The sequence below is a fragment of the Sagittula marina genome, assembly GCF_014196795.1.
Classification (GTDB): Bacteria; Pseudomonadota; Alphaproteobacteria; order Rhodobacterales; family Rhodobacteraceae; genus Sagittula; species Sagittula marina.
In genome coordinates this window covers 337086-351293 of record NZ_JACIEJ010000003.1, presented here as the reverse complement: position 1 = coordinate 351293, position 14208 = coordinate 337086, and the positions used below count along the sequence as shown (strand labels likewise).

Below are 14208 nucleotides of genomic sequence, written 5' to 3'. Positions count from 1 at the left end.
CCTCACCCCAGCGTCACATCGAGGAACATCATCAGCACCAGACCGACGATGAAACCCAGCGTCGCCTTGTCCTGATGGCCGTGACGGTGTGTTTCCGGCACGATCTCATGGCTGATGATGAACAGCATGGCCCCGGCGGCAAAGGTCAGTCCCCAAGGCAGCAACGCCGCCGACACAGACACTGCCGCCGCCCCCAAAACGGCGCCGACGATCTCGATGGCGCCCGTCAGCGCGGTGACCCCCAGCGCCGTCCAGCGGGAATAGCCCAAGCCCATCAGCGCCACTGCCACGGCCAGCCCTTCTGGAATGTCCTGAAGGGATATGCCCGTCATCACCGACAAACCGTTGGCCTGATCCACGCCAAAGGCCACGCCGATCGACAGCCCCTCTGGAAGATTATGGATCGAAATCGCTATGACAAACAGCCAGATGCGGGCCACGGTGGCCTGATCCGCGCCGCCTTCGGGTCCGGATTTGAAATGCTCATGCGGGATCTTGGCATTCAGCACCCAGACAAAACCGGCCCCCAGAGTGATCCCCGCCGCGGCAATGGCCGCCGCCCACCAGACCGATCCGGTCTGCATCTCGGCGCGCTCCAGCCCCGGCAGGATCAGCGAGAAATAAGCGGCCGACAACATGACCCCAGCGGCAAAGCCCAGCATCATGTCCGAGGTCCCCCGGCTCATCCGGCGCCCGATCACGGCTGGAAAGGCGCCAGCGGTGGTGGCGATGGCGGCAACGGACCCGCCCAGAAAGGCGGTCATGAGAGGGGTCATAGTGTCTCCAGCACCGGCGGAGTGCCGGGGTCGCGCAACAAGATCAATCACTTCGACCCCAAGTCAAGGGTCAGCGGTCAGCTGAGCGACGTCACCCAAAGGATCGTGGCGTCCTCGGACGAGACGGAGACCACATTGTGCCCCATCGTCGCGTCATAATAGGCGCTGTCGCCGCGCTTCATTTCGATTGGCTCGTAAAACTCGGTGTACAGCCGCACCACCCCGGTCAACACGTACAAAAATTCCTCGCCGTCATGGCGGACCCAGCCTTCGAACTCTTCCATTCTGCGCGCCCGGACGGTGGCGCGATAGGGCAGCATCTTTTTGCGGGTCAGGGTCTCGGCCAGCAGATCGTGTTCGTAGGTCACCGTGGCCTGCCGCTTGCCTTCGCCCACGCGCGTCACCGACATGCGACCGTTTACCTGCCCCTGTTGCGGCGGCGTGAACAGCTGCGGCACAGAGATTTCCAAGCCCACGGCCAGCTTCTTCAACGCATCGTACGTCGGGCTCATCTGGCCGTTTTCGATCTTTGACAAAGTGGATCGCGCCAGCCCGGCCTTGCGCGCGGCCTGTTCCAGCGTCCAGTCCTTTTCCTTGCGCAGCTCACGGACCCGCAAACCAAGGTCGAGCGGTTCTGCCTGCACGTCTTCGCCGCTTTCACGCGCAAGGCGGATCAGGGCGGTGTTGTCTTTGGGATCGATGGCCATGGCGCACGCTTATAGGAGCGGTCCCAGCCCCTTGCAAGCATGCGTGGCCTTGAATACTCCATCCGACATGACAGTTTCGATCTTCGACGAAGGCGCCTTCGCGCCCTGCCCCGCGCCGTTCAATTTGGCCGAGCACGTGCTGCGCGCCGGCAGCGCCACTCCGGACAAGGTCGCCCTTTCGGTGGTCAAACCAACGGGCGCGCAACGATGGTCCTACGGGCGTCTTATCGCCGCCATCCGTGGCACGGCCACAGGTTTGTTGCAGGCAGGTCTGGTCCCCGGTGACGTGATGCTGATGCGCCTGGGCAATACGGTCGATTTCCCCATTGCCTATCTCGGGGCGATCACGGCAGGGATTGTGCCGGTGCCCTCGTCCTCTCAGCTGACCGAACCAGAAGTCGCCAGCATGATAACGCAGTTGGCCCCGCGTGCTATTTTGCGGGCAGAGGGTGTTGCCTGCCCGCAGACCGATGTCCCTGTCTACGGCCCCACGACCTACCAAGGATGGCACGATCTGCCCCCTGCGGACTTCGAGATGGGCGATCCGGAGCGCATGGCCTACATCGTCTACACCTCCGGAACCTCAGGCACACCGCGGGCCGTGGCGCACGCACATCGCGCGATCTGGGCGCGACAGATGATGGTGGACGGCTGGTACGGATTGCGACGGGAGGACCGCCTGTTACACGCAGGCGCCTTCAACTGGACCTACACGCTGGGCACCGGTCTGATGGACCCATGGACCTGTGGCGCCACGGCGCTGATCCCCGCTGCAGGCACGGAGCCTGCGCAGATCCCACTGCTGATGAAGCGCAACGATGCGACGATTTTCGCCGCTGCTCCTGGCGTTTACCGACAGATCCTCAAGTTTCCCATTCCACCAATGACCAAGTTGCGGCACGGGCTCTCCGCCGGGGAAAAACTGTCTGAAACAATCCGCGAGGGCTGGCGCAACGCCACCGGCACAGAGGTATTCGAGGCCTACGGCATGTCCGAATGCTCCACCTTCATTTCCAACGCGCCGGGCTCTCCCCCAGTCGCCGGCACCTTGGGACGGCCACAGGTTGGCCGCCGTGTGGCGATCCTCGGCCCCGACAATCACCCCGTGCCGCTGAACACTCCCGGTGTCATCGCCATCGACCGTCGCGATCCGGGCCTGATGCTGGAGTACCTCGGCGCACCAGAGGCCACGGCTGAAAAGTTCAACGGCGACTGGTACTTGACTGGCGACATGGCCTCGATGGATGCAAGCGGGCAAATCACCTATGCCGGACGCGACGACGACATGATGAACGCTGGCGGCTACCGTGTCTCCCCGTTGGAGGTTGAGGGCGCACTCGCGTCACTGTCAGGTGTCACGGACCTCGCCGTGACGGATGTGCAGATCAAGGACGACGTGCGGATCATCGTGGCATTTTTCACCGCCGAAACCGCGCTGGACGACGACGTCTTGAAAACCGAGGCCGCCGCGCGGCTCGCCAATTACAAGCAGCCGCGCGCCTGGGTGCGCGTCGACGCACTGCCGCGCAACCCGAACGGCAAACTGATCCGCAAGGCGCTGCGAGATCACGCGATTTGATCCGCAGTGGCACAAATTGCGCGCCGATGCTATGAAACGCGCCACAGCCCGCCAAAACCACGCCGGGAGGCGACATGACACAACTCGATATCTTCTCCGACCCGATCTGCCCCTGGTGCTATATCGGCAAGGCCAACCTTGACACAGCGTTGGAAGCAAACCCCGGCCATCCCTTCCGCATCCGCTGGTTGCCCTTCATGCTGAACCCGACGATGCCCAAGGGTGGTATGGATCGGCGCAGCTATCTGGAGGAAAAATTCGGCGGCAAGGACAAGGCGGTAAAAGCCTACACGGCCGTGCATGAACAGGCCGAAAAGGCTGGGCTGACGCTCAACCTCGATAAGATAGAAAAGACGCCAAACACCGTGGACGCACACCGCCTGATCCACTGGGCCGAGGTCGAAGGATGCCAGACGCCTATCGTCTCCGCGCTGTTCAAAGCCTATTTCGTGGACGGACGTGATATCGGCGAGCATGAGGTTCTGGCGGATATTGCCGACAGCTACGGCATGGACGCCAGCCTGGTTCTGCGGCTGCTGTCCTCTGATGCGGACCAGCGCGAGATGGTGGAACGCGATGCGGCGGCGCGCGGTATGGGCGTGACATCTGTCCCGACCTTCGTCGTGGCCAGCCAGCACGCGGTGCCCGGAGCGCAGCCGCCCGAGTTGTGGGACAGCGTGATCAAGGAATTGCGCAGCGGGGCTGCCACGCAGGCATGAATCGCCTGCGCGTGATAACTCTGCTTGGTACTCTGGTCGGGATTATCCTGATCGGCACCATCTTCTTTCGCCATGTTGAAGGTTGGTCGTGGATTGACAGCTATTTCTTCACAGTGGTGACGCTGTCCACCGTAGGCTACGGCGAACTGGTTCCGCAAACAGCGATTGGCCGCATCGGAACTACTGTGTTCATCTTGGTCGGTCTCGGGATTTTTGCGGTCGCGGTGCAACAGTTTGGTCAATACGCCATGCGCAAACGCGAAGAGCACACCGAATGGCTGATCGCGCGGCTTGGATCGGCAGATCACGCCGCCGCCAATGAGGATGACCCGCCTCATACGCAAGACCGCAAGCCCTGACAGCATCCAAGAGACAGCGACATGACCCATCCCACTGAAGCGCCCCAGGCGGCGCCGCTGAGCCGGCACAAGCTTCCTGGTCGCCGCGAATTCATCGCGCTCATGGGGCTGCTGACGGCACTCGTGGCGTTTTCCATCGACTCGATGATGCCCGCCCTGCCCGCGATTGCGGCCGACCTTGCCTCCGCCAACCCGAATGCTGCGCAGCTGGTCATCACGAGCTTTGTGCTTGGCATGGGAATTGGCACGTTCTTTACCGGGCCGCTGTCTGACCGTTTCGGACGGCGCAGCATCATCCTGTGTGGTGTGGTTTTGTATATCGTGGCCGCGCTGGCCGCGACGCTTTCGCAGAATATGACTTGGTTGCTGGTCACACGGTTGGTGCAGGGCTTGGGCGCTTCTGGGCCGCGCGTTGTGGTGATGGCCGTGATCCGGGACCTTTATTCGGGGCGCGGCATGGCACAGATCGTGTCCTTTGTCATGATGGTCTTTGCAATCATCCCCGCATTGGCCCCGCTTATGGGCGCGCAGATCCTGCGTGTGGCGGATTGGCATGCGATTTTTCTCGCCTTTGCGCTTTTTGGTATTGCAAGCACGGCGTGGTTCCTGCTGCGCGTTCCGGAGACGCTGCCGCTCGACCGCCGTCGCCCGTTCCGCTTTGCCACATTGAAGGCGGCGGTGCTGGAGGTTCTGCGGCATCAGCAGGTCCGTCTTGCGATCCTTACCCTCTCGCTGGTGTTTGCCGGTCTGTTTGCAACGATTTCCTCCATTCAGTCGATCTATGACGTCTGGATGGATCGTGCTGACTCCTTTCCTGCCTGGTTCGGCCTGACGGCTATCGTCACGGCCTCCTCAAGTTATTTGAACGCGCGGCTTGTCATGCGATTGGGAATGCGGCGCCTGGTGAAGGCGATGTTCACCGGTTACATCGCGGTGACGATTGGTGCGCTTGTGGCCCTGAACATGTCCCCCGGGCCTATCGCGCAGCTGGTGATCCTGCTTATCTGGCAACAGGCGCAGTTCTTTCAGGCCAGTCTGGGCATCGGCAATCTGAACGCCCTGGCATTGGAGCCTATGGGACATATCGCTGGCACCGCAGCCTCCGTCATCAGCGCCGGAGCGACGACCTTTGCCGTGCTGTTGGCAGTCCCGGTCGGGTTGGCGTTCAATGGCACGCCATTTCCGCTTATGCTTGGCTGTATCTGCTTCTCCGGCCTTGGCTTGGCCCTCATGATGCGCTTGCGGGAGGACAGCTGACAGCGGCCTAGTGCAACGCGACAGAGCGAAGTCCGCCAAGCAGCGTCGCATCGCCATTCTGTTCCTGAAAAACATCCCAATTCAGCGCATCCGCCGCAGCGGTCTTGGCCTTCAGCTGCTTGCCCCCCTCACCCTGCACCTCCAGCGATGCGGTCAAAGTGCGCGTGGTTTCGCTTTGGTTCACGATGTTTGACAAGATTGTCCGCAACGCCTCTGTCATCTCAGTGTGTGTCATGGCAAACCGCGCGGCGCGCCCGATGATGTTCTGAATGCTCAGCGCGGCCTCCGCCGTGGTGCGGTAAAGACCACGCGCTTCGCCTGCGATGCGCGCGATCTGTGCGTTCTGTGCCCCACTGGCTTGCTTTGCTTCCGCCTCGGTGATCAGCGCCAGCATGTCCGCCTGCAGAGAAATGTCCTGTATCAGTTCCGAGATCTGGATGATCTGACGGGAACATTCGTCCATGGGACACGGCCCCCGCGCGGCCATTTGCCTGGGTGTCAGGTTTTCCGCCGCTGACATGCAAACCGCCATATCCGCGGCGATTTCCCGGGTTGCAATGGACATCTGGGCAACCACGTCGGCATGCATGGCGCTCATCCTTTGCAGTTCCTCGAACGCTGGCTGAGCCCCAAGAGAGTCCGATGAAAACGCTGAAATCACCTCCGACATATCGCGAAAAGCCTGTCGCAAGCCTGTGATCGTAAGGTCCAATTCATCCGTAAGATTGGCTTCATCTGCCACCGAAGGCGCCTGAACCGGGTCCGGTGCGGGCTTTGCCCTCAGCTGAGCGAAGGCACTCTGCATCCCTCTCAGCACGATCCCCGTGCGGGCGCGAACTGTCTGCACCTCAGACCTCGCAGCCTCCGCAGCGCGCGTGCGAAGTTCGGCCTCCCGGAGCGCGGCGTCCGCCACAGCTTGTTCGTGGCGATGGTTTCGAACCGCAATGACCAAAATGGATGTTTCAAGCAAAATCATGCCCACATGCAAAGCCGCACGCAACAATTCCATGCCCAATGGGACACTTCCAAGTTCAAGGGCGGGCAATGCGATTTCCAGCGAGAGGTCGTGCGCAATCACGACCGCGGCGGCAAAGATCACGGGACCGGCCCGCCCTCCGAGCGCAATCATGGCCAGCAGCACGAAAAAGAGCATGTGAATGTCCGATTCCCATGGATGCCCGGCGAAGACAGCCACCAACAGGACCGCTTGCCCCATCAACGCGCCAGCCAATACATATTCGGACAACACGCTGGTCATCCGGAAGCTTAGCACCAGCACCACCCCTAAAGTCGCAGCAGCAACGACCGTTAAAGAAACGTCAGCCGGTGTCAAAACACTTGCCAAGGGTGCCAGAGGCAGCAACAGCAGAGACACCGCACGGACCAAGCGCCTTATGCGATTTGCATTTTCGTCGTCCTGAAGGTCGAACATATCAGGCTCCTTCACAAATTTGCATATAACGCTCATCCTTTACCAAAATCACGCACCACGGTTGCGCAGGATGGATTCTCGCAATGATCCGTCAAAACCCGCAAGCGCGACGTCCAAGTTGGTACTGCTTCCTGACAGCGAACGGTCTTCATCCGCAATCACCGGGAAGAGAGCGGCTTAGAACGCCACGACATCAAGATCACGAGGGCGAACCCTCCACCGGCGGGCAGATATTGAAACACAATTGCAATGCAGATTTGCAAGCCGACCAAACATGTTGGGACGCAGAATCCGACGGCGCGTGACGGTGTTGATAGAAGCTGAGGGTGGTGAGCGTGTCATACTCTCACCGATACCGCCTCAACGGTTACTATTATCTTCAGCCCCATCTGGAATGCGCAGTTTTTCAGCTGTCAAACCACCCGACTTCGACAAAATTCGCCGCATTCCAAGGCGCTGAATGGGATTTTACAGTATACATTGGTGTACCATATTTCTGTTTAACACTTCGTACGTTAGAACTCAGGCAACGACTCACACTCAAAGAGGGATTCCCCATGACCCGGATCAAGGTCGACAACCCGATCGTCGAGATGGACGGAGACGAGATGACCCGCATCATCTGGGCCTTCATCAAGGAAAAACTGATCCTGCCCTATTTGGATCTGGATTTGCTTTATTACGATCTCGGGATCGAAGAGCGGGATCGCACAAACGACCAGATCACGGTGGACGCCGCTGAAAAGACAAAAGAAGTGGGTGTTGCGGTTAAATGCGCAACGATCACGCCGGACGAACAGCGGGTCGAGGAGTTCGGTCTCAAAAAGATGTGGAAATCGCCCAACGGCACAATCCGCAACATTCTAGGCGGCGTGGTGTTCCGCAAGCCGATCATCTGCCGCAACGTGCCCCGTCTCGTGCCGGGCTGGACCAATCCCATCGTCGTGGGCCGTCACGCCTTTGGCGATCAGTACAAAGCCACAGATTTTCATTTTCCGTCCGCCGGAAAGCTGACGATGAAGTGGGAAGGCGCCAATGGCGAGGTGATCGAACGAGACGTTTACGACGCGCCAGACGCAGGGGTGTATATGGGTATGTACAACCAGGACGAGTCGATCCGCGATTTCGCCCGTGCGTCCTTCAACTACGGTCTGAACGTCGGCTGGCCCGTCTACCTGTCAACCAAAAACACAATCCTCAAAGCTTACGATGGCCGCTTTAAGGATTTGTTCTCAGAGATTTACGAGGCGGAGTTCGCAGATAAGTTCAAGGCAGCCGGCATCTGGTACGAGCACCGTCTGATTGACGACATGGTCGCCTGCGCGCTCAAATGGAACGGAAAATTCGTTTGGGCCTGCAAGAACTACGATGGCGATGTGCAGTCTGATACCGTGGCCCAGGGGTTCGGCTCACTGGGCATGATGGCGTCTCAACTTATGACCCCCGACGGGCAAATTGTGGAGGCCGAAGCGGCCCACGGCACCGTTACCCGCCACTACCGCCAGCACCAAAAAGGTGAGTCCACGTCGACGAATTCCATTGCATCCATTTACGCTTGGACCGGCGGGTTAAAGCATCGCGCAAAGTTGGATGACAACGCTGCCCTGCTCGAATTTGCGGAAACGCTGGAACGCGTGATCATCGACACCGTGGAATCCGGCTTTATGACCAAGGATCTTGCGTTGCTGGTCGGCCCTGACCAAGGCTGGATGACGACCATGGGTTTTCTCGAAAAGATCGACGAAAACCTCAACAAGGCGCTGAAAGGCTAACCTACCCTTGCTTTGCAAATCGCGCGGGCAGCTCTGTTCGGATATCGAATTTGAGTGCCCGCGTTTTCACGAGACTGTAACGTTCCACCCTCGCTGGGTTGACGGACAACTTTGCATGAGCGCGCGCCTCGGCCTTGTCCCAGTTGACCACGGCCTTCTCGGCAAAGCTCATGTGAAACCGATCGGCATCTGCATCGGCTTCTGACCAGCCGACACCGGGCAGCCCGGCCGCATCACCCTGTGCAACCGCCATGCGGACCCCTATCGCATCGCGCAAAGCAGCCCCGTTGGCATATTTCAGATGCGCAAGGTACAGGCCGCGCGGCATGTGAAAGGGAAACCCTGCCAGTCGACGCTGCGCAACCTTCACCCCATGAAGATGAAACGGGATCGCCCGTCTGGCCGCAATCGCTTTGGAATAATGCCCCGAGAAAGCCAGAGCTGTGCGTTGCGCAAAGACAGGCTCGGATTGCATCGGCGCATCGCCCGGCTGCTCGACCAGGTCAAAGCCAAGCGCAGTGACCACTGGCACGTCCTGTGCGGCCAAGGCCTGTGGCACATCGCGCCACAGATAGGGGTCCACGCAGATAAGCTCATCCGCGTCGGTTCGGATGACCCAATCATAGACCTTGGACAAACCGGCGTGGAAACAATTCAGCATCTCCGCTCGGGCCCGATCAAAATGCGCCAGATCATCGCGCGGGATCGTCAGGACGGAGGCGCCGGGGCACAGGCGCGAAATCTCCGGATCGGCGCCGTGCGCCACGACAAACAGGTTCTCCGCGCCGAACTGCGCGGCATGATGTGCATACCACCGCGACAGCGCCCAGTGGTCGCGATACACCATCGTCAAGGCAGCAACTTTCATGAACGACCTCAAATGCCATTGGGCTGACTGTTCCAGAGCGGAGCACACAGCACAACCGCCCGGAGCGCAATTGGCACGCAATCACGACACCGTGGCTACACCGCAGCGCAGCTCTCTGAGCGCTATTGCCACTTGGGATAACGGCCCATTACTATCTTCTTAACTAAGTTTAAGAAGCGCCATCATGCATCTGTTTTAAAACAAAAAAAGGACCCCGGAACGGGGCCCTTTGAAGTTTCGCTGACAGGGCTCAATATTGTACCGCTCGAGTGTTTTTGCCTGTGGCCCTGCCCGCGCTTAGGGTCAGCGCACCGACCCCTTGTTCGGATGGATATGGTCCCATCCCGACCGAAGCGCCGGGTCCCGGGGACACGGTTTCCGACGCCCACCCCCCACCGGGGTATCGCGTTGGGGCGACCCGTGAGGGCCGCCCAACTCCCTTAGCTACATCCAGACGTGCCGCCACAGGTGTTGCACTTCATGCAGGTGCCGTTGCGCACCAGAGTGTAGTTGCCGCAGTCGCCACAGGCCTCGCCCTCGTAGCCTTGCATCTTCGCCTTGGTGCGTTCGTCCATCGACATGGCAGCGGAGGCCGCCGCAACGGTCGAGGTCGCCATCACAGAGGCCGTGCCCATGCCGCCTGACGTTTCCGGCACCAGCGTGTTCAACGCCGCAACCGTGTCGCCACCACCGCCCTGGAACACCACCAGCTCTTGCGGCAGACGCTTGCGCAGATAGCCTGTCGAAGAGATCTGCTTGAGCACCTCCAGAGAGCGCGTCGCAGCGGTTTCAGACAGTTCCTGCACGTTGGCGACGCCTTCCTCGGACCCTCGGCCCAGATCATCAAACGCAGCGCCCGTGGGCTTTACATGCGCCAGATCCGTGCGGTCGAGGTAGCTGACCGCCAGTTCGCGGAAGATGTAGTCAAGGATCGAAGTCGCGTTCTTGATGCTGTCATTGCCTTGCACCATGCCCGCCGGTTCGAACTTGGTGAAGGTGAAGGCATCCACGAACTCTTCCAGCGGCACGCCATATTGCAGACCGACGGACACGGCGATGGCGAAGTTGTTCATCATCGCACGGAAGCCCGCGCCTTCCTTGTGCATGTCGATAAAGATCTCACCCAGCGAGCCGTCCTGATACTCGCCCGTGCGCAGATAGACCTTATGGCCCCCGACCACGGCCTTTTGCGTGTAGCCCTTGCGGCGTTCCGGCATCTTGGTGCGCTCGGAACGGATGATTTCCTTCACCACGACCTTTTCGACAATCTTTTCAGCCAGCACCTGCGCCTTTTGCGTCTGGGTGCCGGTTTCCAGAATGTCGGCCGCGTCTTCGTCGTCCTCGACCAGCGCAGAGGCCAGCGGCTGAGACAGCTTGGAGCCGTCGCGATAGAGGGCGTTGGCCTTGATCCCCAGCGACCACGACAGCTCGTAGGCCTTCTGGCAGTCTTCGATCGTAGCGTCGTTTGCCATGTTGATCGTCTTGGAGATCGCGCCAGAGATGAACGACTGCGCCGCCGCCATCATGTAGATATGCGCGTCGACGGACAGGTACCGCTTGCCCTTCTTGCCGCAGGGGTTGGCACAGTCAAAGATCGACAGGTGCTCGTCCTTCAGGAACGGCGCGCCTTCCAGGGTCATGGTGCCGCAGACGTGGTCATTGGCGGCGTCGATCTCTGCCTTGGTATAGCCCAGATGGCGCAGCAGATCGAAGGTCGGATCGTTCAGCTTGGCCTGCGGGATGCCCAGCACTTCGGTGCAGAAGGTCTCGCCCAGCGTCCACTGGTTGAAAACGAAGCGGATGTCGAAAGCGGTGGCCAGCGCGGCCTCGATCTTTTCGATCTGCGCCGGGCCAAAGCCGTGGCCGATCAACGAGGTGTGGTTCACGCCCGGTGCGTTGCCAAGGGTCTGGTGCCCGACCGCATAGGAGATGATCTCTTCGATCTGGCTGGAGGTGTAGCCCACCTTGACCAGCGCCGCAGGCACGGACCGGTTGATGATCTTGAAGTAGCCACCACCGGCGAGCTTCTTGAACTTCACCAGCGCAAAATCGGGCTCGATCCCCGTGGTGTCGCAATCCATGACCAGACCGATGGTCCCGGTCGGCGCGACAACAGACACCTGCGCGTTGCGATAGCCGTGCCGTTCGCCCAGCTTCAGCGCCTCGTCCCAGGATGTCTTTGCCAGTGAAATCAGCTTCTCATCCGGGCAACCTGCGTGGTCCAACGCGACGGGCTTCACTTCGAGCCCCTCATAGCCTTCGGTGCGGCCATAGGCGGCGGTGCGGTGATTGCGGATGACACGAAGCATGTGGTCGCTGTTGGCCTCGTAGCGGGCAAAGGCCCCCACTTCGCCGGCGATCTCGGCAGAGGTCGCATAGGCCACACCGGTCATGATCGCGGTCAGGGCACCACACAGCGCCCGACCCTCGCGGCTGTCATAGCCATAGCCCATGTTCATCAGCAGACCGCCGATGTTGGCATAGCCCAAACCCAGGGTACGGAAATCGTAGCTGCGTTGCGCGATGGCGGCGGATGGGAACTGCGCCATGAGCACGGCGATTTCCAGCGTCAGAGTCCACAGGCGCGTGGCGTGCATGTAGGTTTCCGCGTCGAATTCCCCGTCATGCAGGAAGGTCAGCAGGTTCATGGACGCCAAGTTGCACGCTGTGTCGTCGAGGAACATGTACTCGGAACACGGGTTGGAGCCGCGAATCTCGCCATCTTCGGGGCAGGTGTGCCAGGCGTTGACAGTGTCGTGGAACTGGATGCCGGGGTCTGCACAAGCCCATGCGGCGTGACCGATCTGCTCCCACAGCTCGCGCGCAGAGATGGTCTTGGCCACTTTACCATCTGTGCGACGGATCAACTCCCACGGCTTGTCTTCGCGCACAGCCTTGAGGAAGGCGTCGGTGACGCGGATCGAGTTGTTGGAGTTCTGGCCAGAGACCGAGGCATAAGCTTCGCTGTCCCAATCGGTGTCATAGGTCGGGAATTCGATCGAGGCATAGCCCTGCCGCGCGTAGTCCAGAACGCGCTTGATATATGTCTCGGGGATCATCACCTGCTTGGCGGTGCGCAGGGCTTTCTTCAACTTGGCGTTGGCGGAGGGCTCGTAGGCGTCGGCCTCGGACCCGTCAAAGCCACGGATCGCGTCGAAAATGCCGTTGAGCATCTTCTCGTGCATCTTTGACCCGGCCACGATGGAAGCAACCTTCTGCTCCTCCTTGACCTTCCAGTTGATGAATTCCTCGATGTCGGGGTGATCCGCATCGCAGATCACCATCTTGGCCGCGCGGCGCGTGGTGCCGCCGGACTTGATCGCGCCCGCCGCGCGGTCCCCGATCTTCAGAAAGCCCATCAGGCCGGACGACTTGCCGCCGCCGGACAGGCTTTCGCCCGCAGCCCGCAGCGAGGAGAAGTTCGTACCAGTGCCGGAGCCGTATTTGAACAGACGCGCCTCACGCACCCAAAGGTCCATGATGCCGCCATCGTTGACCAGATCGTCGGTCACCGACTGGATAAAGCAGGCATGCGGCTGCGGGTGTTCGTAGGCGGATTGCGATTTGGTCAGCTCGCCGGTCTTGTAGTCGACATAACTGTGGCCCTGACCCGGCCCGTCGATGCCATAGGCCCAATGCAGGCCCGTGTTGAACCACTGGGGGCTGTTGGGCGCGGCGACCTGGGTCGCCAGCATGTAGCGCATCTCGTCGTAATAAGCCTGCGCGTCTTCCTCGGTCGAAAAATAGCCGCCCTTCCAGCCCCAATAGGTCCATGCGCCTGCCAGACGGTCGAACACCTGCCGCGCAGAGGTTTCGCCTACCTTCGAAGTGTTTTTGTTTTTGGGAACGGAGCGCCACAGGAACTCGGGCACGTCAGCTTCGGCAACGCGCTTGAGCTCGACCGGGACGCCGGCTTTACGAAAATACTTCTGTGCGATCACATCGCTGGCGACCTGGCTCCACTTGGCGGGAACCTCAAGGTTGTCGAGCGCGAAAACGGTCGTGCCATCCGGGTTGCGGATCTCGGATTTGGTGGTGACGAAAGGCACCTCCGCATATGCATCCTGCCCGGCCTTGGTGTATTTTCGTTCGATCTTCATCGCATCCTGCCCCGTCGATTGGTGACCAATTCAACGCCGCGTCGGTGTCACAGAATGCAGAAATCAGCCCCCATGCGCGGCGGGCGCGTATGTTCGGAGTGTCCCCTCCGTCCAATTGGCTGACTTGTCTGCTCCTGTTCTCGGCGCACTATATCTTGTGGCACTCTCGACCGGCATCACAAAATGGCCACGAGGAGCCCGCGTCGTCAACGGCTTTTTTGGCGAAGCTACCATATATTTAGTGTTGACCATGGCGTCCTCCACAAGGGCCTGTGGGGTGCCCCCGATTCACTCACAAGCTGTTAATATTTGCCACGTGGAAGAAACCGCGATTTTGAACGCATTTGCACAACGTTATCCACAAACAGCCACCCGGTGGCAGGTAAACGTGAGCGCGCGGGAAGCACCGAAAATTTCCTGTGGACAAAGGCTGGTGCTGTTGCACGGCGGTAACGCGCAAGCGTCACATGCGCCAACAGCGGCAGAAATCTGTCCACATGCCCGAATTTTTGGCAAAGCTGGATTCGCACCGATCTAGATGTTGTGTTTGCTGGCAATATTAGAGCTGCGGCCGTCGTCCGTGTGCATCGGAGGAATATGGTTGCAACCGTCCCGGCGACTCGATGCGGCGTCTAAATC

General features: G+C 60.1%; 10 protein-coding genes. 5 read left to right on the top strand and 5 right to left on the bottom strand.

The genetic code is table 11. From position 1 onward, the window contains the following. Positions 1-2: 2 nt before the first annotated feature. Together GGQ68_RS07850 and GGQ68_RS07845 are read right to left on the bottom strand one after the other, a co-directional pair. A complete protein-coding gene (locus GGQ68_RS07850; RefSeq protein ID WP_183964698.1) occupies positions 3-776 on the bottom strand; it encodes a ZIP family metal transporter in 774 nt (257 codons plus the stop codon). Between the two features lie 77 nt (positions 777-853). Then, entirely contained in the window at positions 854-1483 is a 630-nt protein-coding gene (locus tag GGQ68_RS07845; RefSeq protein ID WP_183964696.1) for a helix-turn-helix domain-containing protein, read from the bottom strand. Between the two features lie 67 nt (positions 1484-1550). On the opposite strand from GGQ68_RS07845, the gene GGQ68_RS07840 reads away from it, so the two are divergent. From GGQ68_RS07840 to GGQ68_RS07825, 4 genes are all read left to right on the top strand, one after another. Next, complete coding sequence (locus GGQ68_RS07840) at positions 1551-3062, top strand: class I adenylate-forming enzyme family protein (RefSeq protein ID WP_183964973.1); 1512 nt, start codon at positions 1551-1553, stop codon at positions 3060-3062. Positions 3063-3136: 74 nt separating this feature from the next. After that, a complete protein-coding gene (locus tag GGQ68_RS07835; protein ID WP_183964694.1) occupies positions 3137-3781 on the top strand; it encodes a DsbA family oxidoreductase in 645 nt (214 codons plus the stop codon). After that, positions 3778-4140, top strand: a complete 363-nt coding sequence (locus GGQ68_RS07830) for a potassium channel family protein (protein WP_183964692.1) — start codon at positions 3778-3780, stop codon at positions 4138-4140. The genes GGQ68_RS07835 and GGQ68_RS07830 overlap by 4 nt, the downstream gene beginning before the upstream one ends. A gap of 21 nt (positions 4141-4161) precedes the next feature. Then, positions 4162-5397 carry a multidrug effflux MFS transporter gene (locus GGQ68_RS07825; protein WP_183964690.1) on the top strand — a complete coding sequence of 412 codons (1236 nt, stop codon included), beginning with the start codon at positions 4162-4164 and terminating at the stop codon, positions 5395-5397. Between the two features lie 7 nt (positions 5398-5404). On the opposite strand, the gene GGQ68_RS07820 is transcribed toward GGQ68_RS07825, so the two are convergent. After that, positions 5405-6829: a methyl-accepting chemotaxis domain-containing protein gene (locus tag GGQ68_RS07820; protein ID WP_183964687.1), complete on the bottom strand. Its 1425-nt coding sequence runs from the start codon at positions 6827-6829 to the stop codon at positions 5405-5407. A gap of 557 nt (positions 6830-7386) precedes the next feature. Here GGQ68_RS07820 and GGQ68_RS07815 point away from each other — a divergent pair. Continuing rightward, positions 7387-8601 carry an NADP-dependent isocitrate dehydrogenase gene (locus GGQ68_RS07815; protein ID WP_183964685.1) on the top strand — a complete coding sequence of 405 codons (1215 nt, stop codon included), beginning with the start codon at positions 7387-7389 and terminating at the stop codon, positions 8599-8601. 1 nt (position 8602) lies between these two features. On the opposite strand, the gene GGQ68_RS07810 is transcribed toward GGQ68_RS07815, so the two are convergent. Both GGQ68_RS07810 and GGQ68_RS07805 read right to left on the bottom strand, forming a co-directional pair. Beyond that, positions 8603-9469, bottom strand: coding sequence for a glycosyltransferase family 2 protein (locus tag GGQ68_RS07810; protein WP_183964683.1), 867 nt, complete (start codon positions 9467-9469; stop codon positions 8603-8605). A gap of 440 nt (positions 9470-9909) precedes the next feature. Beyond that, positions 9910-13569: a vitamin B12-dependent ribonucleotide reductase gene (locus GGQ68_RS07805; protein WP_183964681.1), complete on the bottom strand. Its 3660-nt coding sequence runs from the start codon at positions 13567-13569 to the stop codon at positions 9910-9912. Between the last annotated feature and the right edge of the window lie 639 nt (positions 13570-14208).

Bases quoted from the DNA above. Each gene is read 5' to 3' on its own strand.
- GGQ68_RS07820 (WP_183964687.1), bottom strand. From the start codon at position 6,829: ATGTTCGACCTTCAGGACGACGAAAATGCAAATCGCATAAGGCGCTTG.
- GGQ68_RS07825 (WP_183964690.1), top strand. From the start codon at position 4,162: ATGACCCATCCCACTGAAGCGCCCCAGGCGGCGCCGCTGAGCCGGCAC.
- GGQ68_RS07810 (WP_183964683.1), bottom strand. From the start codon at position 9,469: ATGAAAGTTGCTGCCTTGACGATGGTGTATCGCGACCACTGGGCGCTG.
- GGQ68_RS07830 (WP_183964692.1), top strand. From the start codon at position 3,778: ATGAATCGCCTGCGCGTGATAACTCTGCTTGGTACTCTGGTCGGGATT.
- GGQ68_RS07845 (WP_183964696.1), bottom strand. From the start codon at position 1,483: ATGGCCATCGATCCCAAAGACAACACCGCCCTGATCCGCCTTGCGCGT.
- GGQ68_RS07815 (WP_183964685.1), top strand. From the start codon at position 7,387: ATGACCCGGATCAAGGTCGACAACCCGATCGTCGAGATGGACGGAGAC.
- GGQ68_RS07850 (WP_183964698.1), bottom strand. From the start codon at position 776: ATGACCCCTCTCATGACCGCCTTTCTGGGCGGGTCCGTTGCCGCCATC.
- GGQ68_RS07835 (WP_183964694.1), top strand. From the start codon at position 3,137: ATGACACAACTCGATATCTTCTCCGACCCGATCTGCCCCTGGTGCTAT.
- GGQ68_RS07840 (WP_183964973.1), top strand. From the start codon at position 1,551: ATGACAGTTTCGATCTTCGACGAAGGCGCCTTCGCGCCCTGCCCCGCG.
- GGQ68_RS07805 (WP_183964681.1), bottom strand. From the start codon at position 13,569: ATGAAGATCGAACGAAAATACACCAAGGCCGGGCAGGATGCATATGCG.